The sequence below is a fragment of the Paenibacillus oceani genome (assembly GCF_014705615.1).
Taxonomy (GTDB): Bacteria; Bacillota; Bacilli; order Paenibacillales; family NBRC-103111; genus Paenibacillus_AB; species Paenibacillus_AB oceani.
Genome location: NZ_JACXJA010000001.1, coordinates 302,342 through 319,848, shown reverse-complemented (window position 1 = coordinate 319,848; position 17,507 = coordinate 302,342). Strand labels below are relative to the sequence as shown.

General features: G+C 52.9%; 13 protein-coding genes. 8 read left to right on the top strand and 5 right to left on the bottom strand.

The features are described from left to right. Positions 1-115 precede the first annotated feature (115 nt). Positions 116-661, top strand: a complete 546-nt coding sequence (locus tag IDH45_RS01415; protein ID WP_190923932.1) for an RBBP9/YdeN family alpha/beta hydrolase — start codon at positions 116-118, stop codon at positions 659-661. A gap of 595 nt (positions 662-1,256) precedes the next feature. Beyond that, positions 1,257-2,738, top strand: coding sequence for a discoidin domain-containing protein (locus IDH45_RS01410; RefSeq protein WP_317891117.1), 1,482 nt, complete (start codon positions 1,257-1,259; stop codon positions 2,736-2,738). A 383-nt stretch (positions 2,739-3,121) separates the two neighbouring features. On the opposite strand, the gene IDH45_RS01405 is transcribed toward IDH45_RS01410, so the two are convergent. Continuing rightward, positions 3,122-3,829 carry a GntR family transcriptional regulator gene (locus IDH45_RS01405; protein ID WP_190923929.1) on the bottom strand — a complete coding sequence of 236 codons (708 nt, stop codon included), beginning with the start codon at positions 3,827-3,829 and terminating at the stop codon, positions 3,122-3,124. Between the two features lie 214 nt (positions 3,830-4,043). Here IDH45_RS01405 and IDH45_RS01400 point away from each other — a divergent pair, with 214 nt between their 5' ends. Beyond that, positions 4,044-5,009, top strand: coding sequence for a DMT family transporter (locus tag IDH45_RS01400; RefSeq protein WP_190923927.1), 966 nt, complete (start codon positions 4,044-4,046; stop codon positions 5,007-5,009). On the opposite strand, the gene IDH45_RS01395 is transcribed toward IDH45_RS01400, so the two are convergent. Continuing rightward, entirely contained in the window at positions 5,006-5,227 is a 222-nt protein-coding gene (locus IDH45_RS01395) for a helix-turn-helix domain-containing protein (protein WP_190923925.1), read from the bottom strand. The genes IDH45_RS01400 and IDH45_RS01395 overlap by 4 nt on opposite strands. A 181-nt stretch (positions 5,228-5,408) precedes the next feature. Next, positions 5,409-8,054 (bottom strand): DUF4855 domain-containing protein, encoded by a 2,646-nt coding sequence (locus tag IDH45_RS01390; protein WP_190923923.1) that lies wholly within the window; start codon positions 8,052-8,054, stop codon positions 5,409-5,411. 473 nt (positions 8,055-8,527) lie between these two features. On the opposite strand from IDH45_RS01390, the gene IDH45_RS01385 reads away from it, so the two are divergent. The 5 genes from IDH45_RS01385 to IDH45_RS01365 all read left to right on the top strand — a co-directional run bounded on the left by IDH45_RS01385 (position 8,528) and on the right by IDH45_RS01365 (position 15,552). Next, entirely contained in the window at positions 8,528-10,171 is a 1,644-nt protein-coding gene (locus tag IDH45_RS01385; protein ID WP_190923921.1) for an extracellular solute-binding protein, read from the top strand. A gap of 102 nt (positions 10,172-10,273) precedes the next feature. After that, entirely contained in the window at positions 10,274-11,179 is a 906-nt protein-coding gene (locus IDH45_RS01380; protein ID WP_190923919.1) for an ABC transporter permease, read from the top strand. A 31-nt stretch (positions 11,180-11,210) separates the two neighbouring features. Continuing rightward, the gene (locus IDH45_RS01375; protein ID WP_190923917.1) at positions 11,211-12,095 is read left to right on the top strand and encodes a carbohydrate ABC transporter permease; all 885 of its coding nucleotides are present in this window, start codon (positions 11,211-11,213) and stop codon (positions 12,093-12,095) included. Between the two features lie 33 nt (positions 12,096-12,128). Continuing rightward, entirely contained in the window at positions 12,129-13,865 is a 1,737-nt protein-coding gene (locus IDH45_RS01370) for a sensor histidine kinase (RefSeq protein ID WP_190923916.1), read from the top strand. A gap of 13 nt (positions 13,866-13,878) precedes the next feature. Further along, a complete protein-coding gene (locus IDH45_RS01365) occupies positions 13,879-15,552 on the top strand; it encodes a response regulator (RefSeq protein WP_190923914.1) in 1,674 nt (557 codons plus the stop codon). Between the two features lie 102 nt (positions 15,553-15,654). Here IDH45_RS01365 and IDH45_RS01360 read toward each other — a convergent pair whose 3' ends face one another. Together IDH45_RS01360 and IDH45_RS01355 are read right to left on the bottom strand one after the other, a co-directional pair. Further along, positions 15,655-16,434 (bottom strand): sporulation protein, encoded by a 780-nt coding sequence (locus tag IDH45_RS01360; protein WP_190923913.1) that lies wholly within the window; start codon positions 16,432-16,434, stop codon positions 15,655-15,657. A 193-nt stretch (positions 16,435-16,627) separates the two neighbouring features. After that, positions 16,628-17,470, bottom strand: coding sequence for an AraC family transcriptional regulator (locus IDH45_RS01355; protein WP_190923911.1), 843 nt, complete (start codon positions 17,468-17,470; stop codon positions 16,628-16,630). Positions 17,471-17,507: the final 37 nt, after the last annotated feature.

The window sequence follows — 17,507 nt, the reverse complement described above, 5'->3', positions numbered from 1 at the left end:
GCGGCGAGAGCGCTCCAATCGGTCAGGAAAGCAATCGGAAAGAAACGATATCAATCCCGGCATGCTACAATTGGACAATAAATCTTCCGTTAGCATAAGGAGAGGACGACAGAATATGAAAAAACATTTACTTTTCATTCAGGGAGGCGGGCAAGGGGCTTATGCAGCCGACTTGAAACTGGCGGCAAATCTGCAGGCGCTGCTAGGCTTCGAATGCGATGTACTTTATCCGAAAATGCCTGACGAGGGGAGACCGGTATATGGAGCATGGAAAGCCCGAATTGCAGCCGACCTATCGGCATTGGAGGGGGAAGCGATTCTTATCGGTCATTCGCTCGGCGCATCGTTTGTAATAAAATATCTCACTGAAGAAAAGCCGTCGAAGCCTGTTGCGGGCGTGTTTCTTCTGGCGGCTCCCTATTGGGGTGCGGAAGATTGGGAAGTGGAGGAGTTTGCTTTGCGTTACCACTTTGCACCCGTTTTTTCCGATATACGGCCTATTTACTTGTATCATAGCCGCGACGATGAAATCGTTCCGTTTACACATCTGGAACGATATGCGGAAAGGTTCCCGGAAGCTATCATTCGCAAGCTCGATGGACGGGGACATCAGTTCAACAACGACTTATTTGAGGTGGCTCAGGATATTAAGACATTATAGGTATGATAGGAACAGTACCGGGTTGCCGAATGCTGACCCAAATATGGAAATCCCCCCAATCGATCTGGAAAAATGACAAGACGGCCCCGATCAACAGCTGTAAAAATATAGATACGGACACTGCCGGAGTGAAGCGCGTTCCGATCCGACCCCATACAGCTTGCGGCTCCTAATAACTAAACGTTGGGAAGAGCCCGTCTCCCCTAGTTCATCTACTATTCCCGGCTATCCGCCGATTCCAATCCTTATTCCCTTACCTGCAGATCCAAACTATGAGATGGACTTATAGAAGGCTCACTGTCTGTAAACCGAATGTTATAAGGAGGTGATCGGCTTAGTAGCTGCACAGGATCGTCCAAATGAAAATAGGAGGAGTTAGGGTATGGAATCTATGAAAAATAGGTTTCGGGGCAAGGGGATTGCCGTCTTACTTGGCTTGAGTATGATTTTGCCATCTCTCGGATCCTTTTCTACGACTGCTAGGGCGGCTTCGATTACTTGCAGTACGGCTTCTTGTTTAACCTCAGCCTTGTCTAATGCTGCAGCTGGCGATGTCATTACATTAGCGGCAGGAGTAACGTTCCCGGGTAAATTCGTGGCAAGCGCCAACGGCACTTCGGCGAACCCGATCACGATCCAATCCGACAATTCCAACAAAGCGATTCTGGACGGCGGCGGAACGGATAAAAATTACACGCTGCATATTACAGGAGACTATTGGGTTGTGCAAAACGTGAAGATTACCAATGCCAAAAAAGGAATTGTCCTCGACAACGCCAACTATACTTTACTCGATCAGGTGGAAGTGTACCACATCGGCGAAGAAGCCGTTCATTACCGCGACGGCAGCTCGTACAATACGATTCAAAACTCCTACATCTACGATACCGGAACGGTAAATCCGCAATACGGCGAAGGCGTCTACGTCGGTTCGGATGTCGGCAAATGGGGGAGCTTTATTAAGGAAACGGATCACAATGTGATCCAAAATAATGTCATCGGTCCGAATGTACGGGCCGAATCGATTGATATTAAAGAAGGGGCAACGGGGACGATCGTCGAGGGCAATACGTTTGACGGAACCGGCATTTCCGGTGCGAACGCGGCGGACAGCTTCATCGATATCAAGGGCAATGACAGCATCATTCGGTATAACATCGGTTACCGGAACAACAACGCCAATATTAACGATGCGTTCCAGACGAACGAGAAGTCCCCGGGATGGGGATACAATAACGACATCTATCAGAATACGGTCGATCTGAACAATACCACCGGCTACGTCGTCAACGTCAAAGCGGGGTCGGCCACGGTCTGCAATAATACCCGGACCCCGTCCGGCAATATGTATACCGGAGCGGTTACTACGTATACGAGCTGTACCGGAAGCGATACGATTGCGCCTAGCGCGCCGACAGGTTTGACAGCTACGGCCGTATCCGGCAGCCAAATCAACCTGAGCTGGAACGCTTCCACCGACAATGTCGGAGTTACCGGTTATGACGTGTACCGAAACGGCACTTTGCTGAAAAATGTTGCAGGTACGTTTGCATCCGATATCGGGTTAACGGCAAGCACCACGTACAGCTACTATGTGAAAGCGAAAGATGCGGCAAATAACGAATCGGCGGCGAGCGCCACAGCTTCGGCTACCACCGAGGCGGGCACCCCGACACCGGTCGATGCGAAACTCCCCGTTCCTGCGGCGAATGTGACGGCAAGCACGTCCGACTCGAACGTGCCGGCGAGAGCGGTGGACGGCAGCTTGAGCACACGTTGGTCCGGCGAAGGCGACGGAGCGTGGATTCGATTCGATCTCGGTTCGGGCAAAACCGTAGCTTTGGTGAAAATCGCATTTTATAACGCCACAGACCGGACCTTTACGTTCGATATCCAAATCTCCGAGAATGGCACAACCTGGACGACGCTTCAAACCGGATTGCAAAACGCCCGAAACAATAACCTGCAAACCTTCGACGTGACCGATACCACAGCTCGTTATGTCCGACTGGTCGGTCATGGCAATACGTCGAACGCATGGAACAGCTACACGGAAGTGGAAGTGTGGGGCAGGTGAAGGTGTGTTTAGAGCGTGTGTGTGAATAGAAGTAGAGCCTCCAAACCACTTGGTTTGGGGGCTTTTATAAGTAAAACCATGATGTGTCGCAGACCGTTCATCGTGGCGGTTCGGCCCTGTGTCCTCTGGTTGTGGGCAAGAGGGAACGGGCAAATAAGAGTGGTTTGTACCTCCTATTCCGTCCGAAAACCGCTTGGACGGGGGAATAGGAGCGGTTTGGAGCTCCTAAAATCCGCTATACAGGGGCAGACCCCAGTAGTTGGCTGAAATAAGGGGTGCAAACCGCCTTTATTCGCTTTAGTTTTTCGGATAGGCCGAAAATAGCGGGTGCCAGAAGCTCTTATTCGCTTGAAAGCGCCCTAACGATCCATCCTTCAGCACATCTACGAATCTCTCCAAAGCTCGTCCAGCCCCAAATAACCGGGACGGGTCGTCTTCAGCCCCGCGACAGACTCCATAATGTGCTCTTCCAATCGTTTAGAGGCTTGATCCACATCTCCAGCACGCAGCGCAGCTAAAATCGATCTATGTTGTTGTGCGCCTGTCGGGATCGGGTCCAGATCTGCGCGATATTGCCGATCATAGAAGAGATCGTACAACATGACATATATACTCGTCTTATCCAATAACTGATCGGTCATACTTACCAAGAAACGATTGCCGCTCCTGCTGACAAGGGTATGATGAAACGCTTTGTTTGCCGCGAGGTAAGCTAGCACATCGCTCTGCCCCAATGCGGCTGTTTCGTCATGGCAGGCCTCTTCCATCCGCTGAAAGTCCGCCTCGGTAAATTGGCCGGCCCCCAGCTCGAGCCCCATCAGCTCAAGCTTGGCGCGCATCTGGTACGCTTCCTGAATTTCCTCTTGCGAAGGCTGAATGACAAAAGCGCCGCGATTCGGAACGAGGTCGATCAGCCCCTCCTGCGCCAATTTGCGCAGCGCTGCCCGAATAGGAGTCCTGCTAACCTGCATCCGTTCCGAAATTATGGTTTCCAACAGCTGTGTCCCGGGACGGAGCTTGCGCTTCAAAATCGCTTGCTTCAAATCCTCATATATGACTTGCTCCATAGACGACTTTTCCGATTGTGTCATAATGACCCCCTTGCATGGAGACGTGGCTTCATTATACTACTTTGCTTCCAGCATGATCCACATCTTCAGTTGACGAAAACGGCAGCTTCTTCTAAAATAAAATTGTAGAACAATATTGTTCTACAATTTTGCGCAAAGTAAGTCCCAACCTTTTTTACAAGGACGCGCGGCCCGACGGAAGGATGCTGGGTCGAATTTGGCGAGGAGCGTACATATGCAGGCGGAGAAATGGGTTGTTTATGTCCTTTTGGTTGTGAAGGCTTTCATCTATGGACTATCTGTTCTGTGGCTTGGCAAACTGCTGCAAAATATCGGGGTCTTAGATGTATTGGCCCTGCGTTTCCTTTTAAGCGCACTTGGCATTCTTGTGTTAGTCCGGCTTGGCATCATCAAGCTTCGTTTTCAACGGAAATCAATAAAAATGCTGCTGCTGGTATCTATTTTTGAGCCGATTGGATATTTTTTGTTCGAGACGTTGGGGATTCAGCGAACTTCCACGGTAATGGCCGGCATTATTTTAGCCTTGATGCCGCTGGCTGCCCTCATCACGGAAAGTCTCATTTTGCGGGAAAGAACGACCTTGCTGCAGAAGCTATTCTTAGGTTTGGGGATATTGGGGGCGGTCATCATTGTTCTCTTTACTTCAACACAAGGAGGAAGCAGCGAATGGATGGGAATTGTATTCCTGCTGCTGGCGGTAGTAAGCGGAAGTCTGTTTCTCGCCTTTTCGCGCAAAGCCTCGGCTTCCTTCAGCTCCATGGAAATTACAGCATTTATGAGCTTCGCCTCGGCCATCGTATTCAATCTTATTAATTTGTTCAAGCATGCGCTTGAAGGGAGTTTGGACCGATATTTCGTTCCTTTGGGCGATTTCGGCATTTTGAGCGGCCTCTTGTTCCTTGCATGGATCTGTTCACTCGCAGCTACGGCCATCAACAATTATGCATGCTCCCAAATCCAAATCTCTTCCGTGTCAGCGCTAGGCGGGCTTACGATGGTCGTTACCGTGATTGCAGGCGTTATTTTTAATCAGAACAGCTTTACCCTTACGCACTTGATCGGCACCCTATTGATATTAGCAGGTAGTGTAGGGGTCAATTATTTTGGCGGGAAGGCCGGCCGGACGCAGGCGAACGAGATGCAGAGAGGTATGGAGCAGAAGAGCGAAACTTTTCCTTAAATCTGCTCCTCAACCAGTCGAACCATTTCAGAAGGAGCGATATTCAACTGCCCGGCCAATGCAAAAATAGTGTTGAGCGTAGGGCGGCGTTTGCCACGCTCCAGCAAGCTGATATAAGTCCGGTCGAGCTTGGCCAGAAAAGCGAGTTCTTCTTGGCTTAACTTCCGCTCTTCGCGAATTTTTCGTAATTGTTGACCGAAAACAACCTCGATGCTCAAGGATCATCACTCCTTGAGCTTTATTATTTTTAAACATGTGACAAATAGTCTACGGACTATAGTCACGGACATACAATCTTGCAGGGGAGCAAGCTCCCCTGCAAGCCAACGTAAACCGGCGTCTAAGCCGCCCAATATCCTACCTGCGGCACCTAAGCCATCCGCCTACAACTAAGAACATTTAATCCAAATTCCCGACAGCTTCCCCTTCAAACTCCAACAACCCTCGAAGCTTTCCCTTCCCCCCATCGAGGTGATACACGCCGAACTCATAGAAGGAATACCCGTATCCGGTCGCTCTTTGAATGCCTTGGAACTTCACATACCGGGCTTGCACCGGGTCGAACGGAACCGTTTGTTTGCCGTCATGGGCGGTGAGGATTCCGTTATTCGCCTGCACGACCGGGGTCCAATTCTGCTTGTCGGTGGAGACCAGCAGTTGGAACGTGTTCGCGCGGGCGTACTCCCAATCGATCGTGATCGTATCGATTGTTGTCCGTTTGCCGAGATCGACCTGGAACCAGGTATCGTCCCGGTATTCGCTCGCCCATCGGGTGGCCGGGAAGCCGTCAACCGCTTTACCGGCGGCGTAGTCGGGTTTGTCCGCTTCCACCGAAGAGGCTTCCGCGGCTTGGTCCTGCGCCAGATTCCCGATCAGGGAGTAAACGCCTTCCTTCAATGTGCCGTACGCCCCGGCTGCGATCAATTGGTGGTCCTTCATGATTTCCAGCTTGGCATTGAACTCTTTTACATATTTCTCGAAATGAGACCGGTTTTTCTGCTCGAACTGCTTCATCATGTCCAGATCGTGAAGGAGAGCGCGGGCCGCCTTCGCATGGGTAATCTGGTTTTCCGTCACGAACCGGTTGACCTGCGACTTCATGTTGTCCGGGCTGGCGGCCGTTTCGATGACATACGATGTTTTCCGCGACTTGCCCGCCGTCACGGTGACGATCAGTTCGTGCTTGCCCAGCTTTCCGGCCAAGTTCAGAGCGGTTCCTTGGGTGTACGGCTTGCCGTCAAAGGTGGCTGTTACTTTTGTCACCCCGCTGCCGTCGTCATTCGGAACGCTCCATGTAAACTGAACCGGCTCCGTATCCGGTACCTGTACGGCGACTCCGCTTTGGAGCGGTCTGCCGTTCATCAGCACCTTGGCTTCCGGCGGGAGGGCGTCGTTTTTCACATACGTTCCTTTGACGAACTGGTACAGCCAATCATACAAAACACGGTTGGCCGGGTCTGTGCTTACCGCGGTATTATAAACGGCATCGTTGCCTTGGTAGTAAGCTTTGAACCCGCTCTGCATCAGGCCGGTGTCCACGCCGCTGTTCAAATAATCGATATACCGCTCGCGAAATACGCCGTCCGTCAGCATCCGGTCGTCAAACTCCAGCTCCAGAGACATCCCGTACCGCTTGGCGGTGTTGGCGGTATCCTCCAGACGGTCGTAGTCCATCTCCTCGAAGAAATAGTTCGGCTGGAACGCTACGGCGTCAATCCCAACCTCTTTCCACATGAAGCTTTTGTAAGCCAGGAAATGCGGGATCCAGAAAAATTTCAAATCCATCGCATGAACCTGCGCGCCCACCGAACGAAGCAGATCCGGCCCTGTCGCGCTTGTGCTGATCTGCTCTTCCAGCCAGTACATCCCAACAAGCTGTAGATGGGAATAGCCCGCCTGCTCCCATCGGGTCTTCACTTGATCCAGCCACCACTGCACCGCCTTCACCCGATTGGCGAGCGCCTTCGCTTCACCGACGGTGGAAGCGTTAAAGCTTAACGATTCGCCGTTCACCACGCCGAACTGGTCCAACCCCTCGCCCGGGTCGGGAATCATCAAGACGACTTTTTCCTTCAGGCCGGGCTGCCCCAGCTTGATCCCGACTTCCTTGGCCGCTTCATTTAGCTGCTGCATATCGCCGTTCGCGGCGAACGTCTTATCCAGATACCACGTCCAATCCTCCAGATTGGCTCTTCCGTCGAATCCCCGCCCCGTGGGCGAAGTCAGGCCGAGATAAAGCACTCCGTCAAATAGCCTGTCCACCGGCTCCCCGGCTTGATTCACATAGCTGATATTGGGGATGATCCGTTCTTTCGTCCAGTCGCCCTTGTTGTTCGGGTAGTGTCCGTTATAGAGCAGGCCCAGATGGTGAATGCCGCCCGTCGCTGCTCCCGGCTGCAAGAGACCTACCGGATCGGCGGGTATGGTTACCGCGCCTTCCCGTTTGCCGTCCGCCCCCCAGATTTCCACCTCATCGATCAGCGTCCAAGCCCGGGTATGCATCGGAAACGTCACCTTCACATAGCGGGCGTATGCCAGTTGAGCACCGGAATCGCCGCTAAGGATTCCGTCTCTGCTTCCGTCCCATTCAAAGGTTTCTTGTCTGGGCGGTCCGTCGCCCCACAACAGCCTGGTAGCCTGATGGGAAAGCGCGCCCCAATTTGTCTTGTCGTCGGAGACGTACATCGAAACCGACAAAGGCACGAGGATCGAATTCGTCGGCCAATCCTGCAGAAACCGGGCTTTGACGGCCGAGACCGACTTTTTCTCGCCCAGATCGAATACGACCTCGCGCGTCTTTCCTTTCACATGTCCGACCCATGCCGGGTCCTGCCTGTCCAGCAGGCCGTACTGGCCGTCCGTCAGCTTGCGGCCGGTGTCCGGATACGTTGCTCCCGGCGCTTCCGACCATGTATAATCCAGTCCTAAAGCAAGATTCCGTACCCCGGGCGGCACCGCCACTTCTTCCGCTTGCACGGCGGGAACGAGCGTGAACAACATAATTGCCGTCATCACGATCGCCGCCCATTTTTGCTTCCATCTCATAAATCCAGCTCCTTTCCATATTTGGGGAGTGCAGCCTTAGCCATACAAGGGTAAATCGCTTACATTTTCAGGCGTTGCGGGTTACGTCCTTTTGAGCTCCAGCTTATTGCGAACCGAAAATGCCTCCTTTCCGCACGATTCCTTCCCTATAAGGATCGAAGCATCCAGGAATCTTCTTACTGTAAGAATAAAAAAAGCGGCCATTCTTTCAAAAGAGATAAGTTATGACTTTCGTATACATTTGTTTACCTGCTCCCGGCGGGCCGGCATGAACAGGGGCCGTGCTTCCAAACGGAGTGCCTCCACGTCAAGAGGTGTATATCGAAGTAAAGACTAGTATATGGTTGCAGGTCAGTCCTCTACCTATACTTGAATTAGGAAGACGCTGCACGAAAGCGGCGGTGCTTCGGAACCGGTTAACGGACAGCAGGAACAACAGTCCGGACGGCTGTTAGATAAAATGGAGGGGTAGTATGAACAAGAAAACGAAGGCACTTTCGTTCGGCGCTTTGGCGCTTTGCCTGGCGATGACCGCATGCAGCAAAGACGCCAAAGAAACGCAAAACCAGCCGGATAACGCTACATCCGAACAAGGTAGCAAAGTGATCGAGGTATCGACGGTGTCGCCAAGCGATCCGTACTTGAAGTTCGATCCGGGCGAGAGCTTTCAGAAAAACGCCGTGTACGATGCGTACGAGAAAGATATCGGCGTCAAAATAACGAACAAATGGATCGCAGATACGAGCCAGTTCAAGGAAAAGGTGAAAATCACAATCGCCTCCGACGATCTTCCGGACTTTCTGCTGGTGAACGCGACCCAATTAAAAGAGCTGACCGAAGCGGATATGATCCTAGATCTGACGGAAGTGTACAACAAGCATGCGTCGGAGGAAACGAAGAAGTTTCTGACGATGGACGGCGGCACTCAGATGAAGACGGCCATGTTCGGCAACAAGCTGATGGGGATTCCGAGCTCTTATAATCCGTATAACTACCAGTTCCTGTATGTGCGCACGGATTGGCTGAAAAAGCTGAACCTGCCCGAGCCGAAGACGATGGCGGATTTTATGAAGATCGCCGAAGCGTTCAAAACGCAAGACCCGGGCGGCACGGGCAAGTCGTACGGATTAGCGGTTAGTAAAAATCCGTTCAATAGCGACACGGGGGTAACCGGACTGCGGGCGTTCCTTAACGGCTACCATGCCTATGAAAATATTTGGATCGACGACGGCCGCGGCGGACTGATGAACAGCGATATCCAGCCGCAAGTGAAGCAGGCGCTGGCCGCGCTGCAGGAGATGTTCAAGAAAGGCTTGATCGATCCCGAATTTTCGGTAAAAGACGTGGAGAAAGAAGCGGAGCTCGTCTATAACAACAGCATCGGCATGGTGTACGGGGCGTCCTGGACGCCGGCCCAGCTCGCCAAAGGCGCAGTGAAGGACGGCAAAGTGGTGCAGGAGTGGGGCGCGTTCCCGATCCCATCCGTGGACAGCAGCCCCGCTTTATCGCAAATCGGGCTCGGTGTGGACGAATATTACGTGATCTCCAAAAAAGCGAAGCATCCGGAAGGCGTTATCAAGCTGCTGAACCACTGGATTGCGGTCGACAACCATCCGACGGAGGAGCAGAAAGTATACGAGTACGGCAAAGACCGCGTAGAGAAGGGCAACAACTACTGGCTGCTCAGCCCGCTTCGCGTAGGCAAGCAGATGGACAATAACGGGGAAGTGCTGCCGAAGGCGATCGCGAACAAAGACTCGGGCATTCTGGAGACGAAGGATCAAAGAACGCGGTATGAGCGTGCGATGAAGTATGTGAACGGCGATACGACCATGTGGTGGGAATATTTGATCTCCGGTCCGAACGGGGCGTATTCGCTGGTGCCGTCCATCCAGAAGAACAAACAGTATTTGCAAAACAAGTTCTACGGCGCGCCGACCCCGACGATGGCGGACAGGCAGGAGATTCTGCTCAAGAAGCGGGACGAAGTGTTCTTCAAAATTATAATGAATCAAGTATCGGTCGACGAGTTCGATAAATTCATAGAAGAATGGAAGAAGCTCGGCGGCGATGCGATGACCAAAGAAGTGAACGAATGGTACAAATCCAAAAAGTAATCGAACACACGAAGCTATCGGGGGATGGGCGTAATCGGTCCCTCCCTCTTTTTTCGTTCGATCCAAGGGTAGCATCCGAAGGGATACAGCGAGGTGAATGATATGAATGCGCTAGCGCGGATCTGGAAGAGAGAGTGGCCGCTTCATCTGATGCTGGTTCCGGGAATCGTACTGGTCGTCATTTTCAGCTACGTTCCGATGGCCGGCATCATGATGGCGTTTCAGAAATACGTTCCGAACAAAGGACTGTTCGGCTCTCCCTTTATCGGGATGAAAAACTTTCAACTGCTGATCGATTATCCCGATATCGGGCGTATCTTTTTCAATACCGTATATATCGCATCGATGAAAATAATAGCCGGTCTGATCGTGCCGATTACGGTGGCCGTCCTGCTCAACGAGCTGCGAAGAGAATGGATCAAGCGAACGTTCCAGACGCTCGTCTACTTGCCCCACTTCCTGTCCTGGGTACTGTTAAGCGGGATATTGGTCGATGTGCTGTCGCCGTCCTCCGGCATCTTTAATCAATTGCTGGGCTTATTCGGCATCGAGCCTGTATTTTTCTTGGGCAGCAACGACTGGTTTCCGTATGTGATGGTCATGTCGGACGTATGGAAGGAGTTCGGATTCGGCACGATCGTCTACTTGGCCGCGCTGACCGGCATTAACCCGTCGTTGTACGAAGCGGCGGAGATCGACGGCGCGGGGCGGATCAAGCAGACGCTGCACATTACGCTGCCCGGCATGCTGCCGATCATTATCCTGATGCTGACGCTGAACATCGGGAACGTGCTGAATGCCGGATTCGAGCAAATCTTCAACCTGTACAGCCCGCCGGTGTACGAAAGCGCGGATATTATCGATACGTTCGTCTATCGCATGGGGGTGCAGCAGGCGCAGTTCGGTTTCGCTACGGCCGTCGGTTTGCTGAAGTCGATCGTTTCGTTCATCCTGATCGCGTTTTCTTACCTGTTAGCCTATCGCGTGGCGAATTACCGCATCTTCTAAGAGCGTTCGCCTTGCAGAAGGGAGACTTACCGTGACTATAAAGACATCACTAGGCAGAAGGGTATTCGTCGTGTGCAACTTCATCTTCCTGGCGCTCCTGTCCTTCCTGTGCCTGATGCCGATCATTCATATTTTGGCGATCTCGTTCAGCTCCGGAGCCGCGGCCGCGGCCGGCAAAGTGACGCTGTGGCCGGTCGAATTCACGACGGCGGCTTACAACAACGTATTCGGCAAGCCCGAATATTTGCGCGCGTTCTGGGTATCGGTCCAGCGGGTCGTGCTGGGCACGTCGCTCAGCATGTTTCTGGTCATCCTGACGGCGTATCCGCTGTCCAAGGAGTCTCATCAGTTCCGGCTGAGAACCTGGTACGCCTGGTTTTTCGTATTTACGATCTTGTTCAACGGCGGATTGATTCCTACTTACTTAACGGTAAAATCGCTCGGTCTGATCGATACGCTCTGGGCGCTGATTCTGCCGACGGCGGTTCCGGTATTCAACGTCATTCTGCTGCTGAACTTTTACCGCAGTCTGCCCAAGGAGCTGGAGGAGTCTTCGCGGATCGACGGAGCGGGGCATTTTACGACACTGTGGAAAATCTATGTGCCCTTGTCCCTGCCTGCGCTCGCCACGACGGGACTGTTTACGATGGTGGGGCATTGGAACAGCTGGTTTGACGGAATGTTATACATGAATCATACTGAAAATTACCCGCTCCAGACGTTCCTTCAGACAGTCATTATTCAGATGGATTTCCGCTTCATTAAGGCGGAGAACGCCGAGCTGATGCTGAAGCTGTCGGATCGTACGAGCCGGGCGGCCCAAATATTCGTAGCGGCCTTCCCGATTCTGATCGTTTATCCGTTCCTGCAGAAGCTTTTCATTAAAGGGATCGTGATGGGGAGCGTCAAAGGGTAACCGGACAACCAGGCCGCGACAGGAGAGTTTACGATGAACAGCTTGTTCTTTTTGCGCGATTCCTCGATTTTCAAAAAGATTATGGCTGCTTTCCTGGCGGCTTTGCTGCCGCTGATGGCGATCACATGGACGATCAACGAGAAGGGCGCGGAGCATATCCGCAGCGAGATTACGGAGTCGGTACTGAACACGACGCGGTTTTATATGGATTCGCTGGACCAGGAGGCGGATCGAATCAGCCGGTATTTGCCGAACTATGTGATGGATACCGATCTGATGGAAGTGGCGGCTACAGGCAACGAGATGAGCTCATACGAGCGGTCGCGCAATATATTGGACATTCAGCGGCGGCTGGAGCTGATGAAGCATTCCAGTCCTTTTATTCAAGAAGCCAAGGCGTACATTCCGCTTATCAGACGAAGCATCCTAAGCAACGACTACGAGACGTTTCTGGACGAGGACGAATATAAAGCGATGCAGCAAAATGCGAATCTGTACGAGGCTCCGTTTATTTTCTGGAAAAACCGGCTGTTCATCACGATGCGGTATCCGACGAATGCGGTCAAAAGCCCGATGTACATCGTAGGGGTCGAGCTGTCCACGGCCAAGATCAAGGATACGCTGGCGCAAATCGGCCGCCCGCGCGGCGGGCAGAGCGTGCTGCTGAATATGGAGCTGGGCTGGGACATCGAGACCGGGATGGCTCCGGAGCTGCTGGGACAAATGAAATCGTTCGCGATGGAGAAGCAGGAGCTGCAGTCGGGCGAAGGCTACGAGACGATCGTGTACGACAATAAGAAGCATCTGGCCGTGTACAAATATTCGAGCCTCTGGAAGGCGTATGCAATCACCGTCATCCCCGAAGAGATGGCGCTCGGATCTCTGGATGTGTACCGGACGTTATTTTGGTGGGCTTGCGCGCTTGCCGTGTGTATCGTGCTGTTTTTCACTTATTTTCTGCTGCGGTTGATTTACCGGCCGCTTATGAAGCTGGTGCACTCCTTCCGTCGCGTTCAGCAGAACCGTCTCGACCCGATCGTCATCGACCGCGGTGCGGATGAGTTTGGCTATTTGTATCAAGCGTTTAACGATACGGTGCGGTCCTTGAAGACGCTCATCGAGGAAAACTACGAGCAGCAGATCCGCAATCAGCGGTCGGAGCTGAAACGGCTGCAATCGCAGATCAATCCTCATTTTTTATACAACTGTTTCTTTGTGCTCTGCCGGCTGATCAAATCCGACAACCAGAAAGAGAAAGCGTACCAGTTTTGTTTATATATCGGACAATACTTTCAGTTCATTACCCGCAACGATGAGGACGAAATCCCGTTGGAGCTTGAGGTGGAGCATTCGCGGACGTATGTCGAGATGCAGACGATCTGCTACGGGGAGCGGATCGAAGTCGCCTTCGACGGGGAATTTCCTGCGATCTCCGTTCCGAGACTCATCCTGCAGCCGATTATCGAGAACGCGTATAAGCATGCGCTCGGCAATATGCTCGGGCCGGGCGAACTATGGGTGCACAGCGAACGGGAGGACGGCGATTTCGCCTTGTACGTGGAAGATAACGGCCAGAGCCTCACGGATGAGGACATCGGCCAGCTTCAGAAAAAGCTGCGGTATTCGTCGAAGCAGATCGAGGAGACGACGGGAATTCTGAATGTGCACCGCCGGATTCAGCTGCGTTACGGAGAGGAATACGGCATCACTGTGTCGCGATCCGAGCTGGGCGGGCTGCGGGTCCGGATCAAACTGAGCATAATAAGCTAGAGGGAGGAGCGGCATGTACCGACTGCTAATCGTGGATGACCTTCCTATTATCGTCGAGGGCCTGCTCGAGCTGTTCGAACAGACCGACCACCTGCAGCTTGAGGTGATGAGCGCTTATTCGGGCGAAGAAGCCTTGAAGATATTGTCCGAGCGGCGGATCGATATCGTCGTGTCGGATATCAAGATGCCGGGAATCGAAGGCATCGAGCTGCTGCAGGAAATCAAGTCGCAGTGGCCGGCCTGCAAGGTGATCTTCCTGACCGGCTACAATGAGTTCCATTATGCGAGGAATGCCATAACCTACGGCGGGTTTGACTATATTCTCAAGGTGGAAAGCGACGAGAAAATTATCGGATCGGTAGAGCGGGCGATTGCCAAAATCGAAGAAGAGCAGGACCAGATGCAGATCGTCACGAGAGCGCAGTCCCGTATGCGGTTGGCGTTGCCTTCGCTGCAAAAGGAGTACATGTGGGGACTCTTCCAAGGCAAGCAGGTGACGGAGAGCGAGCTGAGGCAGGCTTTCAAGGAAATCGACATTTCGCTTGACGCCGCCCAGCCGGTTTATTTGCTGCTCGGAAGGGTTGACGCCTGGAAAGAGATGTTCACGATGCCCGACAAGGCGCTGCTCACCTATGCGCTGCAAAATATTGGCGATGAGTATTTGTCGGCGCAAGTGAGGAGTTACTCGGTCGTATTCGAGCTGTCCAAGATCGTGTGGATCATCCAGCCGAAAGCATCGGGCGAGTCGTCCAGCCAGACCGGCAGCCTGGACTGGGTAAGAGCCCACCGCTACACGAGCGGAATTCTGGAGAACGTGCAGGCGACATGCAGGAAGCTGCTGCGGCTGTCGGTATCGTTTTTGTTCGGAAGCGAGGCGATCGACTGGAGCGGTCTGTCGAACCGGTTTCATTCGCTCAAATACGGTCTGATGCAAGGGCACGGCTTGCTGCATGAGGTCATAATGACCGACAAGGACATTCAGAAGGCGGATGGTCCGGATAAGGCGGACGGGTATCATGACGGGGTGTATCACGCCCGGGTCCAACTGCTCATGACGTGTCTGGAGAACAATCACCGGGAGCAGTTCAACAAGCTGTTTGTCGAGCTGACCTCGATATGGAACGACCCGGACGTCCCCCATGAGCGGAAAACGGAATTGTACCATTCGCTTTCGTCCGTATTTTTGTTTTATTTGCACAAATACCGGGACATCCGCGATTACGTCAATTTGCAGGTGGACCTCGACCGGTTGTTCCGTCATGACGACTCGGCTTCCTGGCTGGGGCTGATCGAATACTACTGGCAGATCGCCGATTGCTTCTTCGAATGGAATGCGCTGCGGGGCTCGCAGCTGCCGACCGAAGTTGTCGATAAAGTGCACCGGTATATCGAGGAGCATATCTCGACCGACATCTCGCTGACGGCTCTGGCCGATTACGTGGGCTTGAATCCGTCGTATTTGTCCAGGCTGTACAAGCAGATGACCGGGATCGGGCTGTCGAAATACGTGAACGATTATAAAAATGTAACCGCGAAAGAGATGCTTCTGAACACCCCGATGAAGGTGAACGAGATTGCGGCTCAGCTCGGATACAGCTCGGCGCTTGCGTTTATCCGGTTTTTCAAAAAACAAAACGAGGTGACTCCGCAGGAGTTTCGGGTATCGCGCAGTTCGTCGTCTCCCTAGCAGGTATTCAACCGCCGTTGATACTTGTAGAAACGGGAAAGAAGCCCTTCCGCACCGGAAGAGGCTTCTTGGTGTCAGGCCGCCTTGTAGGATGGCGTCCGATTACACATACCTGCGGATCGTCTCGGCCAACTGTTCGGCGATATAGCTTGCTCCGGAGGCAAGCTGATTCCGGTCGAACCGTACCTTGACGAGCTGCTCGTCGGCGTCAAACGCTTCGGCGAACAAGCCGGCCAGCCCGCGCGCCTTGCGGTCGATCTGCAGCATTAGGTCGATTCCGTCTTCGTCCGGGTAAAATATGATTTCCAGCTCGTCGAGCTGGCCCCGGAACTGTGTCGTAGGGACGAATTCGAATTCCTGCACAAAGGACAATCCGTTGGCCCGGCTGAAATACGGCGCGTATTCGCACGTGACTTCCCGAAGCCGGAAGCCCAGCCGGCCGGCCGCCTCGAGAACAACCGCAGCGAACGGGTGCGGCCTTACTTGCAGCGAGTCCCGATCCTTCGGATCGACCGCTTCCTTAATATCCAGCCCTGTTTGAATCCACACGGGCGTCCGGCCCATCGTCGCCGGCGTAATCACCGGGAGCTGAAACGAGACGGGAAACTCATACACTTGTCCCGCTTCTACAGTAAACTTCCCGGCAAGCAGAAATTTGCCTACTTCCGCGTCCACCTCGGACTTCCGGTCGTTCATCTCGTTTAGATAACGCGTCATGACGAAGGCGTACACGTCATCCACCTGCTGATCGACGCGGCCCCCTTCAATCCGGACGACACCGCTGATCGTATCTCCCGCATTCACCACATCTTGATGGAGCATGAGATTGACTTGGGCCGCTCCGATCCCGACGCTCGCAAGCATTCGTTTGAACATGGACATGACGGGATTCCTCCTCTTTTCTGAATGACACAATCCCTGATACGTTGAGAATGCTGCCGGGTTTCGCAGAGAGAGTCAAAAGTTGTTATTTGGTCCTGAGAGCAGCGCTTCTCAGAGATGTGTGCGAATGCTTATTCCCCAAGAATCGACAAGGGTGCCTTCCTTTCGGGGCTTCGCTGCTTCCAGACTACAATTAATTATGATTATAAGTCTTAAAATGGCGCGGAGACATGCCGTAATACCGTGAGAATGCACGGGTAAACGTATAAATGTCCGGGTAGCCGACAGAATGTGCAATGGCCGTCACCGTCAATTGCGTTTCCCTCAAATAATACATCGCCTGCTCCATCCGCAGCTTGCACAAGTACGCAGTAGGAGGCATGCCAATCGCTTTTGTGAACAAGCGAGTCAAATATGTACGATGAACCCCTATATAGTCCGCTACATCAGAAACACCTATCGATTCCATAAAATTTGCTTGCATGTAGTCGATCCCTCTCTGTACCCAATCCGCAACCGACCCGCTGTGCCGTACTGGGATCAACTTGTGGAACAATCGGTACATCCAACTGTACATCATCATACGCTCAGTCGCTTCCCCGTGACTCCAGCGTACCATCTGCTGCAGCAGTATGCTGCATTCCTGATCGACAGACTGCCGCTGGTACGGACGTTCCGGAGCAAACCCGATCATACCGAGCAGCGGCCATACTTGCGGACCGTCGAAGGCAAGCCAGATCATGCGCAGCGGGACGTCACTCGGCTCTGCGGCGTAGGTGTACGGTGTATCGGGATATTTGCAAAACAAATCGCCTGCATCCAATACAACCGTTTGATCGCCATGTTGAAAGCGAACGCGCCCCTCCATCACGACATGGATATCTGCATATGTCGTTTGCCGTGGACCGTTAGTATAATGGGATTTCGCGATGTTATGTCCCAAGTGAAGCGGCCATAGTCCGCCGAGCTTGTCGAATGCATCCGGGACATACCGCCACGTATGATACCACTCAATCGGGTTCTCGGTCCACAGCATTGTACCCCTCCTGTTTCTGTCTACCAATTGTTAAAAA

Bases quoted from the DNA above. Each gene is read 5' to 3' on its own strand.
- IDH45_RS01415 (WP_190923932.1), top strand. From the start codon at position 116: ATGAAAAAACATTTACTTTTCATTCAGGGAGGCGGGCAAGGGGCTTAT.
- IDH45_RS01405 (WP_190923929.1), bottom strand. From the start codon at position 3,829: ATGACACAATCGGAAAAGTCGTCTATGGAGCAAGTCATATATGAGGAT.
- IDH45_RS01400 (WP_190923927.1), top strand. From the start codon at position 4,044: ATGCAGGCGGAGAAATGGGTTGTTTATGTCCTTTTGGTTGTGAAGGCT.
- IDH45_RS01390 (WP_190923923.1), bottom strand. From the start codon at position 8,054: ATGAGATGGAAGCAAAAATGGGCGGCGATCGTGATGACGGCAATTATG.
- IDH45_RS01385 (WP_190923921.1), top strand. From the start codon at position 8,528: ATGAACAAGAAAACGAAGGCACTTTCGTTCGGCGCTTTGGCGCTTTGC.
- IDH45_RS01380 (WP_190923919.1), top strand. From the start codon at position 10,274: ATGAATGCGCTAGCGCGGATCTGGAAGAGAGAGTGGCCGCTTCATCTG.
- IDH45_RS01370 (WP_190923916.1), top strand. From the start codon at position 12,129: ATGAACAGCTTGTTCTTTTTGCGCGATTCCTCGATTTTCAAAAAGATT.
- IDH45_RS01365 (WP_190923914.1), top strand. From the start codon at position 13,879: ATGTACCGACTGCTAATCGTGGATGACCTTCCTATTATCGTCGAGGGC.
- IDH45_RS01360 (WP_190923913.1), bottom strand. From the start codon at position 16,434: ATGTCCATGTTCAAACGAATGCTTGCGAGCGTCGGGATCGGAGCGGCC.
- IDH45_RS01355 (WP_190923911.1), bottom strand. From the start codon at position 17,470: ATGCTGTGGACCGAGAACCCGATTGAGTGGTATCATACGTGGCGGTAT.